This is a genomic window from Methylobacterium sp. E-005 (genome assembly GCF_022829725.1).
Classification (GTDB): Bacteria; Pseudomonadota; Alphaproteobacteria; order Rhizobiales; family Beijerinckiaceae; genus Methylobacterium.
On sequence record NZ_JAKSYG010000073.1, the window covers coordinates 18,580 to 43,018 of the forward strand.

A 24,439-nucleotide genomic window follows, 5' to 3' on the forward strand; every position below is an offset into this window, starting at 1 on the left:
CCCACAAGGGGGAGGGGAAACGCTGGACGACTCGGAAACGACAGGACATCCCGTGAGAGACTTCTCCGCCCCCGGCCGCTCCCCGGTCTACGCCGCCAACGCCGCCGTCGCGACTTCACACCCACTCTCGACGCTGGCCGCCATCGAGGTTCTGCGCTCCGGCGGCAACGCCGTCGATGCCGGCATCGCGGCGGTGGCCGTGCAATGTGTGGTCGATCCACTGATGACCGGCATCGGCGGCGACTGCTTCGCCCTCTATGCCCCGGCGGGCGCCACCAAGCCGATCGCCCTCGACGGTTCGGGCCGGGCGCCGGCCGCCGCGACGCCCGAGTGGTACGCCGAGCATGGCGTCACCATCACGCCGACCTCGCCGCACGCCGTCACGGTGCCGGGCGCGGTCGCGGCCTGGGATCGTCTGGTGCGTGAGCACGGCACCCGTTCGCTGGGCGAGCTGCTCCAGCCAGCGATCCGCTATGCGGAGGAGGGCTTTGTGATCCAGCAGCGCGTCGGCTGGGACTGGCTGCGCTGCGTACCCCGGGTCGCCGGCGACCCGCACGCCGCCGGGACCTACCTGTCGGGTGGACAAGCCCCGGCCATCGGCAGCGTTTTCCGCCTGCCGAAGCTCGCCGCGACGCTCCGGAAGATCGCCGCGGAAGGCCCCAACGCCTTCTATGCCGGCCCCGTCGCGCAGGACATGGTGAGTCGCCTCACCGAACTCGGTGGTCTGCACACGCTGGAGGATTTCGCCGCCGCCCGGCCCGATATCGTCACGCCGGTCTCGACCCGTTACCGCGGCTACGACGTCTACGAGTGTCCGCCCGCCGGCCAGGGTCTGGCCGCGCTGATGATGCTGAACGTGCTGTCGCACTACGATGTCGGCGCCCTTTCGGACCTCGACCGGCTCCACCTCTTCGCCGAGGTCTGCAAGCAGGGCTACCATCACCGGGACGTCCTGTTCGGCGACGCGGCGCTGGCCAACGTGCCAGTGGAGCACCTGCTCTCGGATGCCTGGAAGGCCGCCGCCCACGGGGCGATCGATATGGGCCGCGCCCGCGCCCCGGAGATCTATCCCGAGATCGCCCGGGAGATCGCCGAGGGCCGCGCCCACAAGGACACGGTCTATCTCTGCGTGGTCGACCGGGACGGCAACGCGCTGTCGCTGATCAACTCGATCTTCCAGGGCTTCGGCTCCGGCATCCTGGCCCCCGAGAGCGGTGTGCTGCTGCACAACCGCGGCCTGTCGTTCCGCACCGAGGGCGGCCATCCGAACAGCGTCGGGCCGGGCAAGCGGCCGATGCACACGATCATCCCCGGCATGCTGATGAAGGACGGGCAGGCGGTGGCGCCGTTCGGCGTCATGGGTGGCCACTATCAGGCCATGGGCCATGTCGAGCTGCTGTCCGGCCTCATCGACCGGGGGCTCGACGTGCAGGCGGCCCTCGATGCCCCACGCAGCTTCGCCTATGGCGGGACCCTGGAGGTCGAGGGTGGGATTCCCGACGCCGTGATGGCGGGGCTGATCGAGCGCGGCCACCCGGCGATCCGCGCGCCGCTACCGCTCGGCGGCGGGCAGGTCATCTGGATCGACCGCAAGGCCGGCACGCTGGCGGCCGGCTCGGATCCGCGCAAGGATGGGGCGGCGCTGGGGTATTGAGGGGCTTGGCAGGGGTTGCATGGGACCATCCCATCCACCCCCCTCATCCTGAGGTGCCCGCGTCAGCGGGCCTTGAGGAGGATCCCAGGGATCGCAAGTCCATCTGGAAGGCTTCTTCGAGGCCTCCGTTTCGCTCCGGCACCGCAGGATGAGGTGAGGTGGTTGGAAGCACCGGGGACCGGAACGCCGATCATCCCGGTCCCACCAGCCAACTAGTCGATATCCTCGACCGCCTCGCCACCGCCGAAGACGCGCTGGGCCAGCGATGCTTCCATGAACGGGTCGAGATCACCGTCGAGCACCTCGTCCGGATCGGTGGACTGGGTGCCGGTGCGCAGGTCCTTCACCAGCTGATACGGCTGCAGCACGTACGACCGGATCTGGTGGCCCCAGCCGATATCAGTCTTGGAGGCGGCCTCGGCGTTGGCCTTCTCCTCGCGCTTCTTCAGCTCCGCCTCGTAGAGCCGGGCGCGGAGCATGTTCCAGGCGGTCGCCCGGTTCTTGTGCTGCGAGCGCTCCTGCTGGCACGCCACCACGATCCCGGTCGGGTTGTGGGTGATGCGTACCGCCGAGTCGGTGGTGTTGACGTGCTGGCCGCCGGCGCCGGACGACCGGTATGTATCGATCCGACAGTCCGATTCCTTGATCTCGATCTCGATCCGGTCGTCGATCACCGGGTAGACCCAGACGCTGGCGAAACTCGTGTGCCGTCGGGCGCTGGAATCGTAGGGCGAGATCCGCACCAGACGGTGGACGCCAGATTCGGTCTTGAGCCAGCCATAGGCGTTGTGGCCCTTGATCAGGAGCGTGGCGCCCTTGATCCCGGCCTCTTCGCCGTCGGTCATCTCGACGACATCGACCTTGTACTTCCGGCGCTCGGCCCAGCGGGCGTACATGCGCTGCAGCATGTTGGCCCAGTCCTGACTCTCGGTGCCGCCAGCGCCGGCATGGACTTCGAGATAGGTGTCGAACCCGTCGGCCTCGCCCGACAGCAGGGTCTCGACCTGCCGGCTCGCCGCCTCCTTCTCGACGGCCAGGATCGCCGCCTCGCCCTCGCGGATCGAGGCTTCGTCACCCTCCATCTCGCCGAGTTCGATCAGCGTGGCGCCGTCCTCGAGATCGCGCTCGAGCTTCTTGATCGCCGTGACGGCCTCGTCGAGCTGTTGGCGCTCGCGCATGACCTTCTGGGCGGCCTCGGCATCGTTCCAGAGGTCGGGGTTCTCGGAAGCCGCGTTCAGCTCCGCGAGGCGTTTATCGACTGTGTCCCAGTCAAAGATGCCTCCTCAGCAGTCCTATAGACTGCTTGGCGGCATCCGAGGCTTGCTCGATCTCGGCGCGCATCTGGTTTTTCGGGAATGGGGTGCGGGAAACGGGTTCGGTGTCAGGCCGGGGTGATAGCCCCCGGGGGCCGGCCTGTAAACGCCGCCCCGCCACCGCGGCCTCCACGCATGCGGCGCCCGACCGCAGGGAGGCGCGCGAGCCGGTCCGCGCCGGGCGCGTTGTCGGGCACCCACCGCACGGACACGAAGGAGACCCGCAGATGGCGGATGACGATCACGCGGCGACGTGGACGGACTTCAACGAGGCCGTCAACATGACGCCGGCCGCGCTGAAGAAGCACCTCGACAGCGACGCCAGCCAGGAGGTCGGCCAGAAGAAGGATGGCGATGAATCGACCGGCCACGAGATGGGCCGGCGCATCCTGGCGATCAAGGACAAGAAGAAGGCGGATCTCACCGACGACGATTACGCCGCCATGCGCAAGGTCGTGGGCTACGTCCACCGGCACCTGAAACAGGGCGGCGCCGCCCGGAAGGATCCGGACTCGGCCTGGCGGATGTCTTTGATGAACTGGGGCCACGATCCGCAGAAGGATTGAGAGCCGGTTCGACTCGAGCGCGGTCGTCCGCTGCACCGACGGCTGGATCCCGGTTCCGAAAGGTTGGGACCCAGCCTTTTCGAGGTGTTTCCGCCCCCCGCGGTGATGACGTTTTCCTCACGGCGGCCAGCGGTTTGATGCCCCCTGTTAGGCGGCCACCGTCATTGCGAGCGTAAGCGAACCAATCCAGGTAGCGCTCCATCGGCCGCGGTCGCGCTGCCCTGGGTCGCTTCGCTGCGCTCGCGATGACGGCGCGCGTCCGTTGCCAACGTGCGCGCACAACGCCCCGGAAGGGCTGAATTGGCGCCTTTTTCGGGGCCGGGGCTCGCCCTTGGGAAACCCCGATGACCGGCTCAGTAGCGCGGCGACACGATGTAGGACGGGGCGATCACGTATTCCTTCGGCCGCTTGCGCGCGCCGAACCGGCCCTCCGTGATCTGGTCGTTGTAGTAGTCGAACCCGGTGTAGCCGAAGCCGCCGCCGTTCATCACCTCGGCCACCGGCACCGCCGGCTGAGCGAGATCGGGGCGGTGCGGCGGCACGATGACCTGGCAGCAGCCGTCGGTCCTCAGGACGGTCGGCCCGTTCGGCGCCGTGAACACGTAGGACGGCCCTTGATACGGCGACGGCGCGTAAGCTGCGTCGGAGGCCGAGGCGCCCTGCCCCGCCACGAGGGCGAGAAGTCCGGCGGCGATCAGGGTCTTAATGCTCACGCGATGCTCCGTCACGGGCCGGCACGACCGGCAAATCACGAACAGTCTAGCTGATCGCGGCCGGATTGTCCGGCCCCTTCGGCCCGACCGGTTAGCGAAAGTTCGGCCGGATCAGCCCCGGGCGCGCAGGACCACCTGCGGGCTCGCCGGAACGGGCTTGCAATCCGAGATGAAGGCGTTGACCGGCAACGGCTTCGAATCGCACGCATAGACATCCGTCGGCCCCGGTGCGGGGATCGGATCGCGGGCGATGATCGGGTTCGGGGCGCAGGCCGAGGCCGCGGCAGCGAGCAGCAGGGCGGCGATCAGGTTCAGGCGGCGCATGCTTCTCTCGGGACGCGGGAAGACCCCTCCCCCGACCCTGGTCATACCGGCGAGTCCTGACAAGCGCCCGGGCGGGCGGCCGACACCTTTGGTGGAGCCTGTCGCCCCACGGCAACAATTCTGACGCGCACCGTCAGCCTGGTCGCACGAGAACCAATGCGCGGAGATGCCGGATAACAGACTTGCACCCGGGCACAGAATAGATTCAAATCGATCCCGCATTCCTGAGTGATTCTGGACGCCAATCCGTTTGTCACCGAGGATTCACAAAGCAATTTCAGGCACAGCTCAGGATTAAATTCACGAGTTTGAGATTTCTTAACCATCATCGCCTAGAGTTTTGCCGTATCCTGATGCATACCTGCCTGGAACAACTGCTATGAGATCATCGCTTGCATCGCTGATGAGGGACGAGGCTGCAGCGTCGGCGCTGGGCGACGCCAACAGGGAACGCCGTACCCTGGGCGCTTCGGAGGCAGACTTCCGAGGCGAGATTGCCGCCGCCGCACAGGTTTTCGCGGATGGCTTGGCCGAGATGTGGGCGGCGCAACCTGCAACCGGCGCCTCCGACAGGAGCGCCCTACTCGCCTCGATCACCAACCGGGCGGACATCCTCGCCCTGCGAGCGATCGTCCAGGCGGGTCGGCCCGGTGCCGCCGGCGGTTTTGCACACGCCGCCGTATCGATCCGGGACCTCGCTGCGCGCCGGATCCGCGCGGCGGACGCGCTGACGCGGCGATTTGCGGGCCTGAGCGCTTCCCAGGCCTAGACATCCGGCCCCCTCCGGGGGCGGGCGCAAGGCTTTGCGGTCAGGGCGGCTCGGGCCAGTCCGAACCGCCTCGCCCGGTCGGATGCGAGTCCTACCCGGCCCGGGCCATCGGCACGACGTTGTGCAGGGTCTTGTCGGTGCCGTCGAAGAACCGGCGGACGTTGCGGGCGGCCTGGCGGATGCGCTGCTCGTTCTCGACGAGGGCGATGCGGACGTACTCGTCGCCGAACTCGCCGAAGCCGATGCCGGGCGCCACCGCCACGTCGGATTTTTCAAGCAGCAGCTTCGAGAATTCCAGGCTGCCCATCTCCCGGTACCGCTCGGGGATCGGAACCCAGGCGAACATCGAGGCCGCTGGCGAGGGAATCGTCCAGCCGGCCTTGCCGAAGGATTCCACCAGAGCGTCGCGGCGCTTCCTGTAGATGCCGCGCATCTCGTGGATGCAATCGTCCGGCCCGTTCAAGGCCGCGGTCGCGGCGACCTGGATCGGCGTGAAGGCGCCGTAATCGAGATACGATTTCACCCGGGTGAGCGCCGCCAGCAAGCGCTCGTTCCCCACCGCGAAGCCCATGCGCCAGCCGGCCATCGAGTAGGTCTTCGACAGCGATGTGAACTCCACCGTGCAGTCGATCGCGCCCGGCACCTGCAGCACGGAGGGGGGCGGGTTGCCGTCGAAATAGACCTCCGCGTAGGCGAGGTCCGACAGCAGGATCAGCTCGTGCTTCTTCGCGAAGGCCACGAGATCCGTGTAGAAATCGAGGCTCGCCACATAGGCGGTGGGGTTCGACGGGTAGCAGACCACGAGCGCCACGGGCTTCGGGATCGAATGGCGCATGGCGCGTTCCAGCGCCGGGAACATCGCCGGGGTCGGTTCGGCCGGTACGGAGCGGATGACGCCGCCCGCCATCAGGAACCCGAAGGCGTGGATCGGGTAGCTCGGGTTCGGCACCAACACGACATCGCCCGGGGCGGTGATCGCCTGGGCCATGTTGGCGAAGCCCTCCTTGGAGCCCAGCGTCGCCACGACCTGCGTGTCGGGGTTCAGGGTCACGCCGAAGCGGCGCTGATAATAGCCCGCCTGGGCCTTGCGCAGGCCGGCAATGCCCTTGGAGGCCGAGTAGCGGTCGGTGCGCGGGCGCCCGGCGGTCTCGCACAGCTTGGCGATGACGTGCTTCGGCGCGTCGAGATCGGGGTTACCCATGCCGAGATCGATGATGTCGGCACCCTGCGCCCGGGCGGCGGCCTTGATCCGGTTGACCTGCTCGAAGACGTAGGGCGGCAAACGCTTGATGCGGTGAAAGTCGGTCATGGGCCTGTCCATCGGCGCGCCCCGGTGCTGGCGTCTCTCATCTGTGCCGGTCGCGCGAACCACCGAGTCTAACAGACTTGTGCGCCGCCGCCGACCCACAAAACCGTGGCTATTGGGGTGGGGCCGGGGCCGGCTTGATCGTGGCCGCCGCGCCCTGGCCGGCGCTCGCGGCGGCGCGGCCGCGGGCCTCGTTCCGGCCGCGCGCACTTTCCAACTCGGCTTCGAGTTCCTTCTGCCCATTGACGGATTTCGCCCGGACCGCGCGTTTCGGCGCATCGACGCCCACCGGCATGTAATCCGGCGCCCCCTTGCTGCGGGATTCGGTCACGAAGTCCGGCGCCGCGACGACGCGCGGCCCGTAGCCCGCGTCGGAGGCGAGCGACCGGACGACATCGCCCGAGCAGGCGGCGAGCGGACCCGCGAGGACGACGAGAATCGCTGCCCGCATGAGGCCGGAGCGCCGGCTGGCGCGTTGAACGCAGACGACGGGGATCAAAGCGGGTCGATCCATAGTCACATGTCCATGAGAAGACGGGCGGGCATGAGAAGATCGGCCGGATGTTTCGGTCGCGCCGGTGAGCGCACTGGCGAAAACTCTGGCTCGCTCCTTATTTTGTCGGAAACGAGGCCCCGGCAGGGGTCGACGGACGAACTCACAGGGAGGCACGTTTGACCAGCCCTCAGGCGCCGGACCGAACCACCCCTTCGAACCCGGGCGCCAACGGCGCGATGCCGGCTGGACCCAGCGCGCCGCTGCCGGATTTCGAGGCGCTGTCGCGCAATGCCGGGCAGTTCATGGAGGCGATGGGCCGCAATGTCGGCCGGCTGCTCCACCCCGAAACCCAGGCCGGCGCCCCCGGCGGCGAGATCAACGAGGCCGCCAAGGTCCTCCAGCAGGTGGCCGAAGCCTGGCTCGCCGATCCGAGCAAGAGCGCCGAGGCGCAAGGTCGCCTGTCCCAGGCCTTCCTGTCGCTGTGGGGCTCAACCTATCTGCGCCTGCAGGGCCAGACCGCCGAACCGGTGGCGCTGCCGGAACCCCGGGATGCCCGATTCGCGCATGCGGAGTGGTCCACCAACCCGTATTTCGATTTCCTCAAGCAGGCCTACCTGCTCGCGACCCGCTGGGCCGAGGGACTGGTCGATGAGGCCGATGGGCTCGACGCCCATACGCGCCACAAGGCGCAGTTCTACCTGCGCCAGCTCACCAGCATGCTCTCGCCGTCGAACTTCCTGCCGACCAACCCGGAATTGATCCGCCACACCCTTCAGGAGAATGGCGCCAATCTCGTCCGCGGCCTGAAGATGTACGAGGAGGACCTTGAGGCCGGCGGCGGTCAGCTCCGCGTGCGCCAGACCGATCCGAGGGGTTTCGAAGTCGGCAAGAACGTGGCGGTCACCGCCGGCGAGGTGGTGTTCCGTAACGACCTGATCGAGTTGATCCAGTACGCCCCCACCACCGAGACGGTGCTGCGCCGCCCGTTCCTCATGGTGCCGCCCTGGATCAACAAGTTCTACATCCTCGATCTCAATCCCCAGAAGAGCTTCTTCAAGTGGATGGTCGATCAGGGGCTGACGGTCTTCTGCATCTCCTGGGTCAACCCGGATTCGCGCCACGCCGACAAGGATTTCGAGTCCTACATGCGCGAGGGGATCGAGGCCGCCATCGACGCGATCGGCGTCGCCACCGGCGAGAACGAGGTGACGGCGGCCGGCTACTGCGTCGGCGGCACGCTGCTCGCCGTCACGCTTGCCATGCAGGCCGCCACCGGCAACCGGCGGATCAAGAGCGCCACGCTGCTCACGACCCAGGTCGACTTCACCCATGCGGGCGACTTGAAGGTCTTCGCCGACGAGGAACAGATCCGTCAGGTCGAGGCCCGCATGGCCGAGCAGGGGTATCTCGACGGGTCCCGGATGGCCAACGCGTTCAACATGCTCCGGCCGAACGACCTGATCTGGCCCTACGTCGTCAACAATTACATCAAGGGCAAGGCGCCGACGGCGTTCGACCTTCTGTACTGGAATTCGGACGCCACCCGGATGCCGGCGGCGAACCATTCCTTCTACCTGCGCAACTGCTACCTCAACAACACGCTGGCTCAGGGCCGGATGGTGCTGGGCAACGTCCGCCTCGACCTCAAGAAGGTGCAGATCCCGGTCTTCAATCTCGCCACCCGCGAGGACCATATCGCCCCGGCCCTCTCGGTGTTCGAGGGCTCGAAGGCGTTCGGCGGCAAGGTCGACTTCGTGCTGGCGGGTTCGGGCCACATCGCGGGCGTGGTCAACCCGCCGTCGAAGCCGAAATACGGCTACTGGACCGGCGGGCCGGTGAAGGGGACGCTGGAATCCTGGATCGCGGCGGCGGCGGAAACCAAGGGCTCGTGGTGGCCGTACTGGTTCCAGTGGATCGAGGCGCAGGCGCCCGAGCGGGTCCCGGCGCGGAAGCCCGGCGGTGACGCGCTGCAATCCCTGGGGCCGGCGCCCGGGACCTATGTGCGGATGCGCGCCTGAGGCGTGATGCGGCCGGACATCGGCACGTGCACACGAGCAGAGCGAAGTGACCCCCGGCAGCGCGCGCTCCCCGAACGTCGCGCCACATTGGAGGTCTTCGCTGCACTCGCAAGGACGAGCGCAGCGAAGCCGTTAGGCCAACGCGTCAGTACTTCCGCACCAGCGGCGCAGGCGCTGCCGGCGGCGGGGCACCGAACACGTAGCGGAAGCCCACCGAGACGATGTCGGCGCTCGAATCGACCACGCCCGCAAAGGCGATGTTGCTGACGTTGTAATCGCGCCCGATGCCGGAAAGGACCCGCGAGCGGTTCAGGAAGAAGTGCGAGTAGGCGACATTCAGCGTCAGCGCCTGACTCCAGCGATAACCCGCGCCGACCGAGATGTCGTAGCGGTCACCGTCCGGCAGACGCGCCGAGCGGTTGGAGAAATCGATTGGCGAGGTCTCGTAGGCGAAGCCCGTGCGCAGGGTCAGGTTCGGTGATGCGTCGTACTCGGCGCCGATCGAGTAGGTGTACCCGTCCTTATAGTTGAGCGGCAGGGAGTTCACCGGCAGCCCCAGCGTCTTCGACACGATGCCGATATTGCCGAGCCTCGACCAGTTGTCCCACTCGAAGCCGAGATCCACCCGGGCGACCGGCGAGATCGCCTGGGTCAGGCCGACGCTCAGCTTGTCGGGGGTGTTGAGCTTCGAGCGGACCTGCCCGGCCAAAGGCGCCAGGGCGACCAGGGGCACGCCGATCGAGCCATCGATGTCGTGATGCACGGAGGAGCGATAGCCGATGCCCAGAACGGTCCCGTCCCGGGGTGTCAGCGTGGCGCCCGCGGTGAAGCCCGCGCCCCAGGACTCACCCTTGAGGAAGGAGCTCGGGTAGACGGTCGGCTGGATGCCGGGGATCGGCAAAGCCTGCCGCAGGGTCAGGCGGAAATACTCGATGTTCGGGCCGGCCGCGACCGAGAGCCACTCGTTGACCTTGAAGCCGATCACCGGGTTGATCGCCAGGGAGAAGATCCGGGACGAGCTCGCGTAGACCTCGCCGGCCCAGACCTGTCGCGGCTTCGTCACGAGGCCGAAGGGCGCGCCGGTCGAGAGGCCCAGCCAGAGCCGATCGTTGATCTGGTAAGAGGTTGCGCCGGCCGGCAATACGGCACCCTGGCCGATATCGCCCGAGCCGCCGAGGCGGGCGAAGCCCGGGTTGGTGCCGAGATCAGGCCGGATCTCGGAGGACAGGCCGATGAAGGTGAGGTTCTGCTCGGCGACGAAGCCGGGGTTCATGGTGATCGTCGCGGGATTCCAGAAGATCGACGAGACGCCGCCCGAGCCCGCCGCCGCGCCCGCGAAGGCGAGTCCCTGCGCCTGCGTGCTCTGCTCCCGGATCCCGAACGCGCCGGCCTGCGCCGCGCCAGCCCCGAGAACCATCGCTGTCGCCGCGAGCATCGCCGCGCGCACCGTCCCGCCCATCGTATCCCCCGAGCCCTTCACAACTGTTCGGCGCCGTCGCTTTTCCGCGACTCGTTATGCGGCGCCGTTTGAGCCATGGTGCAGGTTGGGAGGGCTGAATCGCAACGATAATCGGCACGCCGAGCAGGAAGAAGAAGCCCAGTAAACCGATACCCAGACATGCCGATGTGTATTCGAGATACGCATGTTCTGCGCCTCTGAACTGACCTGAGGCCTTATTCAACAGACATCACCGATTGGGAACAATAAATCGATCGGCAGGTCGGTATGCACTTTGCCGCCAAGGTGTTGCTCGACGGCGACACTTCTGTTCCTGGCCTCACCGGTCGGTCACGCTTGCACCAGGGCTGGCACCCGGCCATGGTTCCGGCGGCCGGCATAGACCGGTTCCAGGGTAGGATTCAGGAGCGCGGCGATGAAGCTCTTCCGGCACGGTCCGAGCGGCGACGAGAAGCCCGGCCTCGTGGATGCCAACGGAGGCCTGCGCGACCTCTCGGGCATCATACGCGACATTGCCGGCCCGGCGCTGGCGCCCGACGCGCTGGCGCGGCTGCGCGCGCTGGATCCCGAGACCCTGCCGAAACTGCCGCCGGACGTGCGGCTCGGCCCCTGCGTGGGCGGCACCCGCAACGTGGTGGCGATCGGCCTCAACTTCGCCGACCATGCCGCCGAGACCGGCTCGCCGATCCCCGCGGAGCCGATCATCTTCAACAAGGCGCCGTCGAGCCTGTGCGGGCCGAACGACGCGGTCATCCTCCCCAAGGGCTCATCCTGCACGGATTGGGAGGTTGAGCTCGCCGTGGTGATCGGCCGGCGCGCCAGCTACGTCCATGCCAACGAGGCGCTGAGCTACGTGGCGGGCGCCTGCATCTGCAACGACGTCTCCGAGCGGGACTGGCAGATGAATCGCGGCCCGACCTGGACGAAGGGCAAGAGCGCACCGACCTTCGGGCCGCTCGGCCCCTGGCTGGTGACGCTGGACGAGATCCCCGATCTCAAGGCCCTCGCCATGAGCCTCGACGTGAACGGCGAGCGCCGCCAGACCGGCTCGACCGCCACGATGATCTTCGACGTGCCCCAGCTCGTGGCCTACACGTCGCACTTCATGCTGCTGGAGCCCGGCGACGTGATCACCACCGGCACGCCGCCCGGCGTCGGCCTCGGCATGAAGCCGCCGCGCTACCTGAAGGCGGGCGACGAGATGGTGCTGCGGATCGAGCGCCTGGGCGAGCAGCGCCAGAAGGTCATCGCCTTCGACGACTGGACCGCCAAGGTTTCGGCCGGCGAGCCGACCGACTGAGCGGGGTGACGGATTGGGGTGCTTGATTTTTTTGCGCCGATCCCACTCAAAGGAACCATGAGCCAAGCCGCCACCCAGCACCCGCAGGACATCCGCCACGATTGGACCGTGGCGGAGATCCAGGCGATCCACGATCTGCCCCTGCTCGATCTCGTGCACCGGGCCGCCACCGTGCATCGGGCGTACAACGACCCGGCCGATGTCCAGCGGGCGAGCCTGCTGTCGATCAAGACCGGCGGCTGCCCGGAGGATTGCGGCTACTGCTCGCAATCGGCCCACCACAAGGAGACCGGTCTCGCGCGCCAGCGCCTGATGCCGGTGGAGACGGTTCTGGCCGAGGCCGCCGCCGCGAAGGCGTCCGGCGCGACCAGGTTCTGCATGGGCGCCGCGTGGCGTAGCCCCAAGGACGGGCCGGACTTCGACGCCGTGCTCGCCATGGTCCGCGGCGTGCGCGGCCTCGGCATGGAGGCGTGCGTCACGCTCGGCATGCTGACGGCGAGCCAAGCCGAGCGCCTCGCCGAGGCCGGGCTGACGGCTTACAATCACAACCTGGATACCGGACCGGACTACTACGACAAGATTGTCTCGACCCGGACCTACGAAGACCGGCTCAACACCCTGGAGCGGGTACGTGCGGCGGGGATCGGCGTCTGCTGCGGCGGGATCATCGGCCTGGGCGAGGCGGCGAGCGACCGCGTGGGGATGCTGCAGGTGCTGGCCAACCACGCCCCGCACCCGGAGAGCGTGCCGATCAACGCGCTGGCGGCGGTCGCCGGCACGCCGCTGGGTGACGCCGCGAAGCCGATCGACCCCTTCGACATGGTGCGCATGTGCGCAACCGCCCGCATCGTGATGCCCCGGGCCCGGGTCCGGCTGAGCGCGGGTCGAAGGGCCCTCAGCCGGGAAGCCCAGGCCCTGTGCTTCCTGGCCGGAGCCAACTCGATCTTTTACGGCGCGGTGCTGCTCACGACCGCGAATGCCGAAGCGGATGCGGATGCGGCCCTGCTGTCCGATCTCGGCATTCGCGTCGCCGAACCGGTTCTGGCGGCGGCGGAATAGGCGCGCAGTCCCCCCCGTCGAGGCACTGGACTGAGACCGGGATGGCGCGTCGGGCCCGGCTGCGCCCTTTCCCCGGGCGCTTGGAGCGCAGACGGAATGCCGCCCGGGCGCCAGCACGCGATGGCGCGCGGCGTGGATTGGGATCACCCTGAGCTGCTCGCGCGGCACTTTTCACGCGGGATCCCGGATCAGATCCCGCTTCGCACCACCGGTTCGGGGAAGCCGGCGGGTCAGATGCCGAGGGCAGCGAACGCTCGCCTCGCGCTCGGCAAAACACCGTCACGGGGCTGATCCTCAGCCCTCGGGCAGCACGATCCGGAATTGGGCGCCGCCCTCGCCCGCGTCGAGAGTCAACGTGCCGCCGTTGATCGCGATCAACTCGGCGGCGATCGGCAGGCCGAGCCCGGTGCCGCCGGAGCGCGTCGAGCCCGCAAACGGCGCGAACAGATTCTCCCGGGCGCGCGCCGGCAGGCCGGGGCCATTGTCGGCGACCAGAATTGTGATCCGGCCCGGCTCCTCGCGGGCGGCCGCGACCTGCACTGCGGCCCCGGCGACCTTGGCGCCGTCGAGGGCCTGTACGGCGTTGCGCACGAGGTTGGCGAGCGCCCGGCTGAGTTGCTCCGCATCGGCCTGAACGGTGAGGTCGCCTGCCTTCACCTGCACGGCCACGGGATGGGTCGACAGGGCGGCAAGGTCCGGAAGCTCCGCAAAGATGGGAGCCAGCGGCGTACGGGCGAGGCGCGGTGTCCGCTCGGTCACACGGCCATAGGCCAGAGTCGCCTCACAGAAGCGGATCGCCCGGGCGAGCGTGCCGACGAGCCGGGGCGCGACGCGCTGGACCGTCGGATCCGCCGTGCCTTCGAGGCGGTCGCCGAGCAGTTGCGCGCCGGTGAGGAGGTTGCGCAGTTCGTGGCTGATCTTGCTGACCGCGAGGCCCAGCTCGGCCAGCCGACGCTTCTGCCGAAGCTGATCGGCAAGGCTGCGCTGCATCCGGCCGAGGGCTAGTTCGGCCTGACCGATCTCGTCGCTGCGGCGCGGCGGTGCGATGATCCGGCCGGCATCCTCCGGATCGTCCGCGAAGGCAGTGATGCTGGTCACCAGCCGCCGCACCGGGCGCACGATCAGAACCTGCAGGACCACGAAGACCAGCCCCGCCGCCGAGGCCGCGATGATCAGCGAGGAGACCAGCAGCCGCAACGCGTAATCGACCATGGCGGCTCGGAGCGGAGCCTCGTCGAGCAGGATCTCGACCCGGTCGAAACCGCCGCCCCCCTCCCCGACGACGCGGATCGGTTCCTGCGTCGGGGCCACCAGGGTCCGCCACGCCCCGCGGATCGCCGAGAAGGCCGTGACGTCGCGCAGATCGACCGTATCGGCGACGCGTTCCGGCACCGCCTCGATGGCAAGCAGGCGCTGCGTGCCGGCGCCGCGCACCGCGATGGCCCGGGCATTGACGCCGGCGAGCAGCCGGCTCTCCAGGGCCTCGGAGACCGGCTCGCCCGTCCGGCCGTCGAGGACGAGGGCGGCGACCTGCGCGGCCGCCAGCCGGTTGGACATCCACTCGATCCGGTAATTGGCCACCGCCGGCACGTAGGTCAGCACCTCCGCCACCACCACGAAGGCCACGGTGACGAGGAACAGCCGGCCGGACAGGCCGAGACGCGTCCGGCGCCGGTCGGCCCCATCGCGGGCCGGCGCAGAAGCCGGCCGGGGGGCGGCCGCAATCACGGTGTCGGACTCGACGGGCATACCGATCAAGCTCCGCCCCAGCGTCGCGGATGCGGATCGCTGACGTGACGGTCGCAGTTGCTCGAGCCTGTTCCGGCCTTCGCGGAAGACATGATTGCAGCCACAGTTTGACAGGCCATACAGCCTCTTGGCCGTGAGCACTATAATGGAGCCGCCCGCAAGCGGTTGCATGCGCGTCGAGACACGGACCAACACGCCCGGCATCGGGCCGCCTATCTCAGGCCCGCCGCGCACGCCGGCTCAGGACCAGGCTGACCAGAGCGAAGACGGCCAGCATCACGAGACCCGCCACCATCCTGGGCGTCACGAGGTCCCTCAGGGCGACGGCCCGGTCGCAGGCGCCTCCGTCGGTTGTGCGGCAGGCCGCCCGGGCGGCCTCGTGGGCGGCGACCACATCCTCGATCCCCGCCCCCGTGGTGGCGTACACCAAGGCACCCGGCAGGAGGCCGAGGAAGGTCGCCATCACGAAGATCCGCATCTTCACCCCGAAGGCGGCGGGCGCGAGGTTGGTCACCCAGAACGGGAACAGCGGCAGCAGCCGCAGCACCACGATGTAGCCGAAGGCATCGCGCCGAAAACCCTCGGCGAGGGCGGCGAGGCGGGTGCCGCCCATCCGGCGGAGCAGGTCGGCCCCCGGGCCGCGGCCGATGGCGAACACGATCGCCGCCCCCGTGGTGGCGGCGCAGACCGCGGTGAGAGCCCCCGGCACGATTCCGAACAGGAAGCCGCAGATCATGGTCAGGATCAGCGTGGCCGGCACGGATACCACAACCGCGCCGACATAGAGGCAATAGGCTGAGACCAGCGCGCGCGCATAATCCGCCTCGACGAAACCGCGCAGCCAAGTCCGCGAGGCGAGCAGGCGATCGAGACTCAGGATCTGCGCCGCGCCCGACACCAGCACGATCGCCGAGATGCCGAGCAGCAGCACGAGCGGCAGCCAGCGCCGGGCGCGCTTCCAGCGGCCCTCGCGGGCCCCTTCGGCGACGGGTACGGCTGCGCTCACCCGGGCTTGCGCATCCGCAGGATCTTGAAGAACCCGCCCGGGAAGGTCGGCTTCAGCCCGATCACCTCGACGCCGTTGCGCCGGGCCCAGGCCTCGATCCGCGTCGCCTTGAAGTCCGAGGACCAGCCGATCTTGGTGCAGAGCGGCGCCACGATCTCCTCGACCCGGGCGACCGGGCCCTCGCTCTGGCCGAAATGGTTGGCCAGCACGATGCCGCCGCCGGGGCGCACCACCCGCAGGAACTCCGACATCGCGGCCTCGGGATCGGGCACCAGGGTGATCAGGAACTGCGCCACCACGGCGTCGAAGCTCGCATCGGCATAGCCCAGGTGGCAGACATCCATCACCTGGAGGCCCTTCACGTGCGACAGGTTCCGGCGTCGGACCTTGGCGCGGGCACGCTTGAGCATATCCTCCGAAAGATCCACGCCGCAGACGAAGCTCGCCTTGGGGTAGTAGCCCAGAGCCAGCCCGGTGCCGACGCCGGCCTCCAGGATCCGCGGCCCGTGCTCGGCGGCGGCCTCGACGGCGGCGCGGGCGGCCGGCTCGGTGAGCTTGTCGTAGACCACGTCGTAGACGGGGGCCCAGCGCGCATAGGCCTTGCGCATCAGGGCCGTGCTCGGCCCGGCCGTCTGCGGCTCGCTCAGCATCGTTCGTCAATTCCAGAGGTTGAGATCAGGCGGCCTCACGGGGCCGGGCCGACAACGCGTCGACGCGCCGGATTGTGCCGCCGCCAAGGACCCGGGCCCGGGGGCCGTCATCCGCATAGATCGCGCAGGCCTGGCCCGGCGACACGCCGTCCTCGGGCTCGGCAAGCACCACCTCGGCGGTACCGTCGAGCCCGACCGTGAGGGTCGCCGGGCGCGGCGGCCGGGTCGAGCGCACGCGCACCGCCACGGGCAGGTCCCGCACGGACTCGACCGGCTCCTCGCCGAGCCAGTTCAGCTCCGAGAGGCGGATGCGGGTGGTGGCGAGCGCCGTGCGCGGGCCGACCACCACGCGGGCGGCATCCGGCTCCAGCCGCACCACGTAGAGCGGCTCCGGCCCCGAGAGACCAAGGCCCCGGCGCTGGCCGACCGTGTAATGTACGATGCCCTCGTGCCGTCCGACCACGTGGCCCGCGAGGTCGACGATCTCGCCCGGGCGGGCGGCGTCGGGGCGCAGGCGGGCGATCACGTCGCTGTAGCGGCCCTGAGGGACGAAGCAGATGTCCTGGCTGTCCGGCTTCTCGGCGAGCGACAGGCCGAGTTCCTTGGCCAGAGCCCGGGTCTCGGTCTTCTCCATCTCGCCGAGCGGAAAGCGCAGGAAATCGAGCTGCTCGGCCGTAGTGGCGTACAGGAAATAGCTCTGGTCCCGGGCGGGATCGAGGGCGCGATGCAGCGCCCGCCCGCCGCCCGGCAGCGGCCGGCTCGCCACGTAATGGCCGGTGGCGAGCGCGTCCGCGTTCAGGTCCCGGGCGAGGCCCAGGAGATCGCGGAACTTCACCGTGCGATTGCACTCGACACAGGGAATCGGCGTCTCGCCCGCGAGGTAGCTCTCGGCGAATTTCTCGATGACCGCGTCGCGGAACCGGTCCTCGTAATCGAGGACGTAATGCGGGATGCCGAGATGCTCGGCCGCCGCCCGGGCGTCGTGGATATCCTGGCCGGCACAGCACGCGCCCTTGCGGTGGCTCGCCGCGCCGTGGTCGTAGAGCTGGAGCGTCACGCCGACCACGTCGAAGCCCTGGCGCTTCAGGAGCCCAGCGACCACGGAGGAATCGACGCCGCCCGACATGGCGACGACGACGCGCGTCTCGTGGGGGGCTTTGGGAAGATCGAGGGCGTTCATCAACGAGGATCCGCAGCCGCCTGCTCGGAAGCGTCCCGGCTGCACCGGGCGTCTATAGCGGGAGTCCGGCCGGCTTTCCAGGGCGAACGGCCCGCTTGGGTATGACCACCCGGCAGATCCTGCCGGGCAGGCGGCAGCTTCGTCCCCGGCCCCGCGCGCAGGTTTCCGAAAAAGATACGCCCTACCAGAGGCTTACCGCTACGGGCCGTTGGCGTGCGCCTTGCTGCACCACCACCGGAAGGAGCCCGGAATGGCAAGCGGTGCGACGGATCGGCTGGATGTGACCGGGTGGATGCCCTCCGCGCGGACGAGCTGGGACGCGGCGGGGATCGCCGCGCGGTCCGGCACTTCCGCGCAGGACCGGTTCGGTGCGGCGCTCGACGCCGCCCGGACCCGGGAGGATGCCGCAGCCACCGAGGCCCGCGCGACCGGTCAGCGCGACGCCACCGATGCGGCGCGGGCGCGGCAGGCGACGCAGCGCACGGACGCCAACGCCGCCCGGGCGGCGTCCGAGAGGAACCGGGACGCAGCCGTGGAGGCCGACGCCCGGGCCGCGGACAGACGTTCGGCGGCCGCCCAGCCGCGACGTGCTGCAACCGCGATAACGCCGGGTGCCTCCGCGCAGGCCGCGGCCTCAGGCGTCGAGGATCCCGGTGCCGGTCCCGGTCCGCACGCCGCGGCGTCCGCTCCAACGGCGCAGCGCGCGCCGTCTCAGGCCCCTGGCCAGACCGATTCCGCTTCGCAAAACACCACGCCGGCGCGGGATCCGGCGGCGGAAGCACCGGTCCCGGATACCGCCCCCCCCGCGCAACCCGAACCCGCCGCGCAGCCGGCCCCAGCCAATGCTCCGGCACAAGCTGCCCAGCCTGATCCCGCCGCGACGCTGCTGAGCCTGCTCGCCGGGCTGTCAGGGGGTACCACGGCCCGCATCGCCACCACCAAAGGTGAGGAATCGGCGACCGATTCGGAGACGGTCGGCACCGGGAGCGGGTCGGGCTCCCTCCCGGTCGGCGCCGCAGCCGCCCAATACGGCCTGGCGTCATCGGGCTCGACCCCCTCCGGCACGGGCAAGGCCGATGCGGCGCGCGGCACGGAGATCACGGGGATCTCCGGGGCGGCTCTCGGCGCGAAGGCATCGGCCGGCGCGGCCCGGCCCGAGCCGGTCGATCCGAGCCTCAACTCCGTCGCGGCCGCACAGACCGGCACGGGCGATCCGCAGGGCGCGGCGTCCGGTCCCGGTGCGGATTTTCTGGCGGCCCTCGCCGATGCCGGCCAGGCCGCAGGCCCGGCGGACTCTGGTGCCGCGGGCGCTGCGCCGCAGGCGACAGGCTTGGCCAATCCGGGCGGAGCGCCCGCGACACCGACCGCCCCTGCCGCAACAGCCAGTGCGGCGCAGGCCGCGTCCACCCAGACGGCGACCGTCCAGACGGATCCGCCAATCCCCATCGGGCAGGTGCCGATGGCGATCGGCCTGCGCTCGCTGAACGGATCGAACGCCTTCCAGATTCGCCTCGACCCGATCGAACTCGGGCGGGTCGACGTGAAGCTTGAGATCGACAAGGCCCGCGGAACGGTGACGACGCATCTCGTGGTCGAACGTCCGGAGACCCTGGCGATGCTCCAGCGCGACGCGAACCAGCTGCAGCAGGCCCTGACGCAGGCCGGGCTCGATCCATCGGCCGGCGGCCTCAACCTGTCGCTGCGCGGCGACGGCAGCGCACAGAGTGGCGGCGGCAATGGCCAACCGGGCGGCTCCCCCCAGGGGGGAGCGTCCGGCTGGACCCGGGATCAGGCCGAGGTCCCGCAGGAGATCGCCCCGACCCGGTGGCTGCGCGGCTACGGCGGGCTCGACATCAGGATCTAGGCGCGGCGGCCCCTCGCCGAACGACACGCAACCATCGTGCGCCCGCGCCTCGGGCGCGGCACGGGAGAGACCAGCATGACCAGCGGCATATCGAGCCTCGCCAGCACGGCGTCGACCTCCAGCACGGCCTCGAGCAGCGGGAACGCGACCGAGATCGCCAGCAACTTCACGCAGTTCCTGACGCTGCTCACCACGCAGCTCAAGAACCAGAATCCCCTCGACCCGATGGATACCAATCAGTTCACGCAGCAGCTCGTGCAGTTCGCCGGCGTCGAGCAGCAGCTCAAGACCAACGACCGGCTGGACAACATCCTCACCGCCTCGAAATCGGCGAGTTCCGCCACGGCGACCAGCTACATCGGCAAGACCATCACGGCGAGCGGGGCCGCCTCGCAGCTCTCCGACGGCTCGGCCGCCTGGACGCTGACGCCGTCCCGCGCCGCCTCGAAGGCCGTCATCACGATCCTCGATTCCAACAGCAACGTGGTGGCGACACAGACGACCTCGCTCACCGCGGGAAGTCAGACCTACACGTGGAACGGAAAGACCTCGGCCGGTCTGACCGCGCCGGATGGCGCCTACTCGATCAAGGTCGCGGCCACCGATGCCACCGGGTCCACCGTCGCGGTCGATACCAGCCTGTCGGGGACGGTGGACGAAGTCGATCTCAGCGGTTCGTCGCCGGTCCTGCTGATCGGCGCGCAGAAAGTGCCGCTTTCGAGCGTGCAGACGATCGGGTTGTCCACAAGTGGCACTTAACGAATCACATCCGAGTGACTCGCTTCAACATCTCTTAAGCGGGCGCAAGTACCTTGAAGCCTCGACAGGTCAGTCGAGTGTAGAGCGTATCATGACCGAACCTAGCCGCCCGAGAGTAAAGTACGTGATCGGGCCCGATGGCAGTCCCCTGACGATCGCGGATCTGCCGCCCCCGAGCACGCGCCGCTGGGTGATCCGGCGCAAGGCCGAAGTGGTGGCCGCGGTGCGCGGCGGTCTCCTCAGCCTGGAGGAGGCCTGCAAGCGCTACACCCTGACCACCGAAGAATTCCTCAGCTGGCAGTTCTCAATCGACCAGCACGGGCTCGCCGGCCTGCGCACCACGCGGATCCAGCATTACCGGCACTGAGCGGGCATCACCGGAATGGGCCCCTCCGCCCGAACCGCCCGATCCCGAAGCCTTGCGAAGCCGCGTCCCGACACCGGGCGCGGCTTCGTGCCGTTTCAGCCACCCTCATCCGGGGCTGCGGCGCCCGGCATTAACGCCCCGCTAACCACGTCCTGGGCAAATTCTGCCGGGCGAGCCGCTGGGGCCCGCATTGCGTTCAGAGTGCAGCGAACCCGCCCGTGAAGCCGGTCCTCGATCTCGTCACGAAGCTCGGACCGGCCCGGATCGCCGCCATGGCGGCGGTGACGCTGACGCTGATCGGCTTCTTCGCCTTCATCATCCTGCGGGTCTCGCGCCCCGACATGGGCGTGCTGTTCTCCGACCTGTCGATGCAGGATTCGGCCTCCGTGGTCCGTGACCTCGACAGCCGCGGCATCCGCTACGAGACCCGCGGGGAGGCGGGCCAGACCATCCTCGCGCCCCGGGCCGACCTCGCCAAGCTGCGCATGGACCTCGCCGGCAAGGGCCTGCCGACCCAGGGTGGCGTCGGCTACGAGATCTTCGACAAGGGCGACGCGTTCTCGTCCACCAACTTCGTGCAGAACGTGAACCACCTGCGCGCCCTGGAGGGCGAGCTCGCCCGCTCGATCCGGGCGATCGGCCGGGTCCAGGCGGCACGGGTCCACCTCGTCCTGCCAGAGCGGCGCCTGTTCGAGCGCGACCGGGAGAACCCGAGCGCCGCGATCGTGCTGAAGCTGATGGGCGACCTCGATGCCGGGCAGGTCCGGGCGATCCGCCACCTCGTGGCCTCCGCGGTGGAGGGCCTGAAGCCCGAGCGGGTCTCGATCGTCGACGAGCGCGGCCGGCTGCTGGCCGATGGCGCCCGGGACGCGGAGGCCGACGCCGCCGCCGGCTTCGAGGACCGGCAGGTCGCCCTGGAGCGGCGCCTGCGCGGCCAGATCGAGGACGTGGTCGCCGGCATCGTCGGGCCGGGCCGGGCGCGGGTGCAGGTCAACGCCGAACTGGACCTCAACCGGATCGAGAGCCGGTCCGAGACCTTCGATCCCGAGAGCCGCGTCGTCCGCTCGGCCCAGACCCGGACCGAATCGTCGCAGACCAGCAATGCCGACGGGCAGGTCAGCGTCGGCAACGAATTGCCCGGCGCCAACGCCACCGACAAGGCGCCCGCCCCGAAGGACCTGACCAACAAGAACGAGGAGACCACGAACTACGAGATCTCCCGGGTGACCAAGACCGAGATCGCCGAGGGCGGCCGGGTCAAACGCCTGTCGGTGGCGGTGGTGGTCGACGGCGTCTACGCGACGGCACCGGACGGCAAGCAGACCTACAGCCCCCGCGCGCCCGCCGAGATCGAGCGGATCACCGCCCTGGTGCGCAGCGCGGTCGGATTCGACAAGGCCCGCGGCGACCAGATCGAGGTCGTCAATCTCCGCTTCGCCGAGGCGCCGAGCCTGCCGCAATTCACCGAGCCGACTCTGATTCAGTCGCTGCTCGCCCCCACCAAGGAGGACGTGCTGCGCATGGCCGAGCTCGCCGTGCTGGCGCTCCTCACCCTGATCGTCCTGCTCACCGTGGTGCGTCCGCTGGTGAAGCAGGTGCTGGCGCCGGTGCCGGCCCCGCCGTCGCTCGCCGCACCGGGGATGGGCGGCGCAGCCGACGCTGCGGCGATCGCCGGGCCCGCGGGGACCATCACCGTCCTGGAGCGGGACAACCCCACCGCCCGGCTGATGGAGTTCGCCAAGATCAACGGTCAGGTCCAGGCCGAGACCGTCCAGCGCGTGGTCGACATGGTCCGGGCGAGTCCCGCCGAGACCGTCGAGGTGCTGCGCGGCTGGATCCAGGAAGAGTAGCGTAGGGGAGCGAGGGCGTAGCGATGGCGGCAGGTCTGGCAAATACCCTGGCGGCGGTGGGCGGCGATTCCTTCGCGTCGATGCCCGGGCCGCAGCGCGCCGCGGCGCTCCTGCTGATGCTCGGCGAGGAGGAAGGCGCGCCGATCTGGCAGATGCTGGAGGAGGAGGAGGTCAAGAAGGTCAGCCACGCGATGGTCCAGCTCGGCACGCTGGAGGTCGCCACGGTCGATAAGCTGATCATCGAATTCGTGACCAAGCTCGGCAACAGCGGCGGCATCTCGTCGAATTTCGAGCGGACCGAGGCGCTGCTCCTCAAGATCTTCCCGAGCGATCAGGTCTCGCTGATCATGGCGGAGATCAAGGGCGCGTCCGGCAAGCGCGTCTGGGCCTCGATCGCCCAGGTGGATCCAGAGATCCTCGCCTCGTTCCTGCGCAACGAGTACCCACAGACCGTGGCGGTAGTGCTGTCGCGCGTGCGGGCCGATTACGCCGCCAAGGTGCTCACCATCCTGCCCGAGGATTTCGCCATCGACTGCCTCAACCGGATGCTGCGCATGGAGACCGTCCAGAAGGAGGCCCTGCGCCACATCGAGGAGACGCTGCGGGTCGAGTTCGTCTCCACCATCGCGCAGACGCAACGGCGCGACGCCCATGAGATGATGGCGGACGTGTTCAACGCCTTCGACCGGCAGACGGAAGGCCGCTTCCTCGCCGCCCTGGATCAGGCGAATCGCGGCTCGGCCAAGCGCATCCGCGAATTGATGTTCACCTTCGAGGATCTGCTGAAGCTCGATTCGGGCAGCGTCCAGACCCTGATGCGCTCGATCGACAACGAGACCCTGTGCCGGGCGCTGAAGGGGGCCAACGAGCCGACCCGCGCCTTCTTCCTCAGGCAGATGTCGACCCGCGCGGCCAAGAACCTGACGGACGAGATCGCCTCCCTCGGCCCGGTCCGCCTGAAGGAGGTGGACGAGGCGCAGGCGAAGATGACCGAGATCGCCAAGGACCTCGCCGAGAAGGGCGAGATCATGATCGCCAAGAATAGCGCCGAGGAGGAGCTGGTCTATTGAGCGCCCAGGCCGCCCGGAGCGCGAAGCCGTTCCTGTTCGAGACCGATTTCCGCAGCGCCCGCCCCAGCGCCGAAGCGCAGCGCGCCGCCGAGGCCGTCGCCCGCGCCGAGGCCGAGGCCCATGCCCGCGGCCTGCAGGACGGGCGGATCCAGGCCGAGGCGCAGATCCAGGGCCGGCTCGCCGACGCCCTGAACCGGCTGGCGCTGGCCGCCGCGGGCCTCATCGCCCAGGCCGATGCCCGGGATGCCGAGCGGGAGGTTCAGGCCGTCGAGGTCGCGATGCTGATCGCCCGGAAGGTCGCGGGCGACGCCCTCGACGCGGCCCCGCTCGCCGGCATCGGCGAGGCGGCCCGCGCCGCCCTCCAGCACCTGCGCGGGGTGCCCCACCTCGTGGTGCGGGTCCACGACAGCTTGGTCGAGGAGGCCGAGACCCTGATGAAGCGCCTCGCCCGCGAGCGCGGCTACGAGGGCCGCCTCGTCGTGCTCGGCGATCCCGACATGGCGGCGGGCGATGCCCGCATCGAGTGGGCCGACGGCGGCATCGTGCGGGAACGCGCCCGCATCGAGGCGGCCGTGCTCGACGCCCTCGGCCTGCCGACGAGCCCGTAAAGGAACCCGGATGTCCGACGATTTCAGCCTGCCCCAGCTCGGCGAGCAAGACCCGGAGCACGCGGGGGGCTCGATCCGCGACGCGCCGACCACGCCGAAGACCGCCGCCGACCTGGAGCAGCTCTTCGACGTCCCCGTGATGGTCTCGGCGGTGCTGGGCTCCGCCCGGATGCCCATCGGCGACTTGCTGCGGATGGCGCCCGGCGCGGTGCTCGAACTCGACCGGAAGGTCGGCGAGGCGATCGACGTGTTCGTCAACAACCGCTTGGTCGCCCGCGGCGAGGTCGTCCTCGTCGAGGACCGGCTCGGCGTGACGATGACCGAGATCGTCAAGGGCGAGTGAGCCGGGCGAATCGTTT

At 69.3% G+C, this 24,439-nt stretch carries 23 protein-coding genes; 13 read left to right on the forward strand and 10 right to left on the reverse strand.

Annotated features, from left to right (window positions below):
* Positions 1–52: 52 nt before the first annotated feature.
* Positions 53–1,654 (forward strand): gamma-glutamyltransferase family protein, encoded by a 1,602-nt coding sequence (locus tag MKK88_RS07685; protein ID WP_243998481.1) that lies wholly within the window; start codon positions 53–55, stop codon positions 1,652–1,654.
* A 212-nt stretch (positions 1,655–1,866) separates the two neighbouring features.
* Here MKK88_RS07685 and prfB read toward each other — a convergent pair.
* Positions 1,867–2,995 (reverse strand): peptide chain release factor 2 gene (gene prfB / locus MKK88_RS07690; RefSeq protein ID WP_243998483.1). Its coding sequence is split into 2 segments (ribosomal slippage): positions 1,867–2,925 and positions 2,927–2,995, totalling 1,128 coding nucleotides; the frame shifts between segments, so codons are not numbered across the junction.
* 199 nt (positions 2,996–3,194) lie between these two features.
* Between prfB and MKK88_RS07695 the strand changes: the two genes are divergently transcribed.
* A complete protein-coding gene (locus MKK88_RS07695; RefSeq protein ID WP_243998485.1) occupies positions 3,195–3,533 on the forward strand; it encodes a DUF3140 domain-containing protein in 339 nt (112 codons plus the stop codon).
* 353 nt (positions 3,534–3,886) lie between these two features.
* Here MKK88_RS07695 and MKK88_RS07700 read toward each other — a convergent pair whose 3' ends face one another.
* Together MKK88_RS07700 and MKK88_RS07705 are read right to left on the reverse strand one after the other, a co-directional pair.
* Positions 3,887–4,246, reverse strand: coding sequence for a hypothetical protein (locus MKK88_RS07700; RefSeq protein ID WP_243998487.1), 360 nt, complete (start codon positions 4,244–4,246; stop codon positions 3,887–3,889).
* Between the two features lie 111 nt (positions 4,247–4,357).
* Positions 4,358–4,570 (reverse strand): hypothetical protein, encoded by a 213-nt coding sequence (locus MKK88_RS07705; protein ID WP_160533643.1) that lies wholly within the window; start codon positions 4,568–4,570, stop codon positions 4,358–4,360.
* A gap of 379 nt (positions 4,571–4,949) precedes the next feature.
* Here MKK88_RS07705 and MKK88_RS07710 point away from each other — a divergent pair, with 379 nt between their 5' ends.
* On the forward strand, positions 4,950–5,339 hold the full coding sequence (locus MKK88_RS07710; protein ID WP_243998489.1) for a hypothetical protein: 390 nt from the start codon (positions 4,950–4,952) through the stop codon (positions 5,337–5,339).
* 91 nt (positions 5,340–5,430) lie between these two features.
* Here MKK88_RS07710 and MKK88_RS07715 read toward each other — a convergent pair whose 3' ends face one another.
* Both MKK88_RS07715 and MKK88_RS07720 read right to left on the reverse strand, forming a co-directional pair.
* Positions 5,431–6,648 (reverse strand): LL-diaminopimelate aminotransferase, encoded by a 1,218-nt coding sequence (locus tag MKK88_RS07715; RefSeq protein ID WP_243998491.1) that lies wholly within the window; start codon positions 6,646–6,648, stop codon positions 5,431–5,433.
* Positions 6,649–6,757: 109 nt separating this feature from the next.
* Positions 6,758–7,096: a hypothetical protein gene (locus MKK88_RS07720; protein ID WP_243998493.1), complete on the reverse strand. Its 339-nt coding sequence runs from the start codon at positions 7,094–7,096 to the stop codon at positions 6,758–6,760.
* A gap of 281 nt (positions 7,097–7,377) precedes the next feature.
* Here MKK88_RS07720 and MKK88_RS07725 point away from each other — a divergent pair, with 281 nt between their 5' ends.
* Positions 7,378–9,159: a PHA/PHB synthase family protein gene (locus MKK88_RS07725; RefSeq protein ID WP_243998701.1), complete on the forward strand. Its 1,782-nt coding sequence runs from the start codon at positions 7,378–7,380 to the stop codon at positions 9,157–9,159.
* Positions 9,160–9,304: 145 nt separating this feature from the next.
* Here the strand turns inward: MKK88_RS07725 and MKK88_RS07730 are convergent, their stop codons facing one another.
* Positions 9,305–10,618, reverse strand: coding sequence for an OmpP1/FadL family transporter (locus MKK88_RS07730; protein ID WP_243998495.1), 1,314 nt, complete (start codon positions 10,616–10,618; stop codon positions 9,305–9,307).
* Positions 10,619–11,033: 415 nt separating this feature from the next.
* On the opposite strand from MKK88_RS07730, the gene MKK88_RS07735 reads away from it, so the two are divergent.
* Together MKK88_RS07735 and bioB are read left to right on the forward strand one after the other, a co-directional pair.
* Positions 11,034–11,918: a fumarylacetoacetate hydrolase family protein gene (locus MKK88_RS07735; protein WP_243998497.1), complete on the forward strand. Its 885-nt coding sequence runs from the start codon at positions 11,034–11,036 to the stop codon at positions 11,916–11,918.
* Positions 11,919–11,975: 57 nt separating this feature from the next.
* Entirely contained in the window at positions 11,976–12,977 is a 1,002-nt protein-coding gene (gene bioB, locus MKK88_RS07740) for a biotin synthase BioB (protein ID WP_243998499.1), read from the forward strand.
* 294 nt (positions 12,978–13,271) lie between these two features.
* Here bioB and MKK88_RS07745 read toward each other — a convergent pair whose 3' ends face one another.
* The 4 genes from MKK88_RS07745 to mnmA all read right to left on the reverse strand — a co-directional run bounded on the left by MKK88_RS07745 (position 13,272) and on the right by mnmA (position 17,562).
* Entirely contained in the window at positions 13,272–14,726 is a 1,455-nt protein-coding gene (locus MKK88_RS07745) for a sensor histidine kinase (RefSeq protein ID WP_243998501.1), read from the reverse strand.
* A 217-nt stretch (positions 14,727–14,943) separates the two neighbouring features.
* Positions 14,944–15,732 carry a TVP38/TMEM64 family protein gene (locus tag MKK88_RS07750; protein ID WP_243998503.1) on the reverse strand — a complete coding sequence of 263 codons (789 nt, stop codon included), beginning with the start codon at positions 15,730–15,732 and terminating at the stop codon, positions 14,944–14,946.
* On the reverse strand, positions 15,729–16,382 hold the full coding sequence (locus MKK88_RS07755; protein ID WP_160533634.1) for a class I SAM-dependent methyltransferase: 654 nt from the start codon (positions 16,380–16,382) through the stop codon (positions 15,729–15,731). The genes MKK88_RS07750 and MKK88_RS07755 overlap by 4 nt, the downstream gene beginning before the upstream one ends.
* 25 nt (positions 16,383–16,407) lie before the next feature.
* Complete coding sequence (gene mnmA / locus MKK88_RS07760) at positions 16,408–17,562, reverse strand: tRNA 2-thiouridine(34) synthase MnmA (protein ID WP_243998505.1); 1,155 nt, start codon at positions 17,560–17,562, stop codon at positions 16,408–16,410.
* Between the two features lie 250 nt (positions 17,563–17,812).
* Between mnmA and MKK88_RS07765 the strand changes: the two genes are divergently transcribed.
* The 7 genes from MKK88_RS07765 to fliN all read left to right on the forward strand — a co-directional run bounded on the left by MKK88_RS07765 (position 17,813) and on the right by fliN (position 24,423).
* Positions 17,813–19,426, forward strand: a complete 1,614-nt coding sequence (locus MKK88_RS07765) for a flagellar hook-length control protein FliK (protein ID WP_243998507.1) — start codon at positions 17,813–17,815, stop codon at positions 19,424–19,426.
* Positions 19,427–19,501: 75 nt separating this feature from the next.
* Positions 19,502–20,185 (forward strand): flagellar hook assembly protein FlgD, encoded by a 684-nt coding sequence (locus MKK88_RS07770; RefSeq protein ID WP_243998509.1) that lies wholly within the window; start codon positions 19,502–19,504, stop codon positions 20,183–20,185.
* 91 nt (positions 20,186–20,276) lie between these two features.
* Positions 20,277–20,552, forward strand: a complete 276-nt coding sequence (locus MKK88_RS07775) for a DUF1153 domain-containing protein (RefSeq protein ID WP_007569077.1) — start codon at positions 20,277–20,279, stop codon at positions 20,550–20,552.
* 218 nt (positions 20,553–20,770) lie between these two features.
* Entirely contained in the window at positions 20,771–22,402 is a 1,632-nt protein-coding gene (gene fliF, locus MKK88_RS07780) for a flagellar basal-body MS-ring/collar protein FliF (protein ID WP_243998511.1), read from the forward strand.
* 23 nt (positions 22,403–22,425) lie between these two features.
* Positions 22,426–23,472 carry a flagellar motor switch protein FliG gene (locus MKK88_RS07785; protein ID WP_243998513.1) on the forward strand — a complete coding sequence of 349 codons (1,047 nt, stop codon included), beginning with the start codon at positions 22,426–22,428 and terminating at the stop codon, positions 23,470–23,472.
* The gene (locus tag MKK88_RS07790; RefSeq protein ID WP_243998515.1) at positions 23,469–24,080 is read left to right on the forward strand and encodes a FliH/SctL family protein; all 612 of its coding nucleotides are present in this window, start codon (positions 23,469–23,471) and stop codon (positions 24,078–24,080) included. Before MKK88_RS07785 ends, MKK88_RS07790 begins: the two co-directional genes overlap by 4 nt.
* A 10-nt stretch (positions 24,081–24,090) precedes the next feature.
* Positions 24,091–24,423: a flagellar motor switch protein FliN gene (fliN, locus tag MKK88_RS07795; protein ID WP_243998517.1), complete on the forward strand. Its 333-nt coding sequence runs from the start codon at positions 24,091–24,093 to the stop codon at positions 24,421–24,423.
* Positions 24,424–24,439 lie beyond the last annotated feature (16 nt).

What these genes read in the sequence shown, in the direction of transcription:
- MKK88_RS07725 (WP_243998701.1), top strand. Translation starts at nt 7,378, where the DNA reads ATGCCGGCTGGACCCAGCGCGCCGCTGCCGGATTTCGAGGCGCTGTCG.
- MKK88_RS07775 (WP_007569077.1), top strand. Translation starts at nt 20,277, where the DNA reads ATGACCGAACCTAGCCGCCCGAGAGTAAAGTACGTGATCGGGCCCGAT.
- fliN (WP_243998517.1), top strand. Translation starts at nt 24,091, where the DNA reads ATGTCCGACGATTTCAGCCTGCCCCAGCTCGGCGAGCAAGACCCGGAG.
- bioB (WP_243998499.1), top strand. Translation starts at nt 11,976, where the DNA reads ATGAGCCAAGCCGCCACCCAGCACCCGCAGGACATCCGCCACGATTGG.
- MKK88_RS07735 (WP_243998497.1), top strand. Translation starts at nt 11,034, where the DNA reads ATGAAGCTCTTCCGGCACGGTCCGAGCGGCGACGAGAAGCCCGGCCTC.
- MKK88_RS07720 (WP_243998493.1), bottom strand. Translation starts at nt 7,096, where the DNA reads ATGCGGGCAGCGATTCTCGTCGTCCTCGCGGGTCCGCTCGCCGCCTGC.
- MKK88_RS07730 (WP_243998495.1), bottom strand. Translation starts at nt 10,618, where the DNA reads ATGGGCGGGACGGTGCGCGCGGCGATGCTCGCGGCGACAGCGATGGTT.
- MKK88_RS07785 (WP_243998513.1), top strand. Translation starts at nt 22,426, where the DNA reads ATGGCGGCAGGTCTGGCAAATACCCTGGCGGCGGTGGGCGGCGATTCC.
- MKK88_RS07755 (WP_160533634.1), bottom strand. Translation starts at nt 16,382, where the DNA reads ATGCTGAGCGAGCCGCAGACGGCCGGGCCGAGCACGGCCCTGATGCGC.
- MKK88_RS07715 (WP_243998491.1), bottom strand. Translation starts at nt 6,648, where the DNA reads ATGACCGACTTTCACCGCATCAAGCGTTTGCCGCCCTACGTCTTCGAG.
- MKK88_RS07695 (WP_243998485.1), top strand. Translation starts at nt 3,195, where the DNA reads ATGGCGGATGACGATCACGCGGCGACGTGGACGGACTTCAACGAGGCC.
- MKK88_RS07770 (WP_243998509.1), top strand. Translation starts at nt 19,502, where the DNA reads ATGACCAGCGGCATATCGAGCCTCGCCAGCACGGCGTCGACCTCCAGC.
- MKK88_RS07710 (WP_243998489.1), top strand. Translation starts at nt 4,950, where the DNA reads ATGAGATCATCGCTTGCATCGCTGATGAGGGACGAGGCTGCAGCGTCG.
- MKK88_RS07705 (WP_160533643.1), bottom strand. Translation starts at nt 4,570, where the DNA reads ATGCGCCGCCTGAACCTGATCGCCGCCCTGCTGCTCGCTGCCGCGGCC.
- MKK88_RS07765 (WP_243998507.1), top strand. Translation starts at nt 17,813, where the DNA reads ATGGCAAGCGGTGCGACGGATCGGCTGGATGTGACCGGGTGGATGCCC.
- MKK88_RS07745 (WP_243998501.1), bottom strand. Translation starts at nt 14,726, where the DNA reads ATGCCCGTCGAGTCCGACACCGTGATTGCGGCCGCCCCCCGGCCGGCT.
- mnmA (WP_243998505.1), bottom strand. Translation starts at nt 17,562, where the DNA reads ATGAACGCCCTCGATCTTCCCAAAGCCCCCCACGAGACGCGCGTCGTC.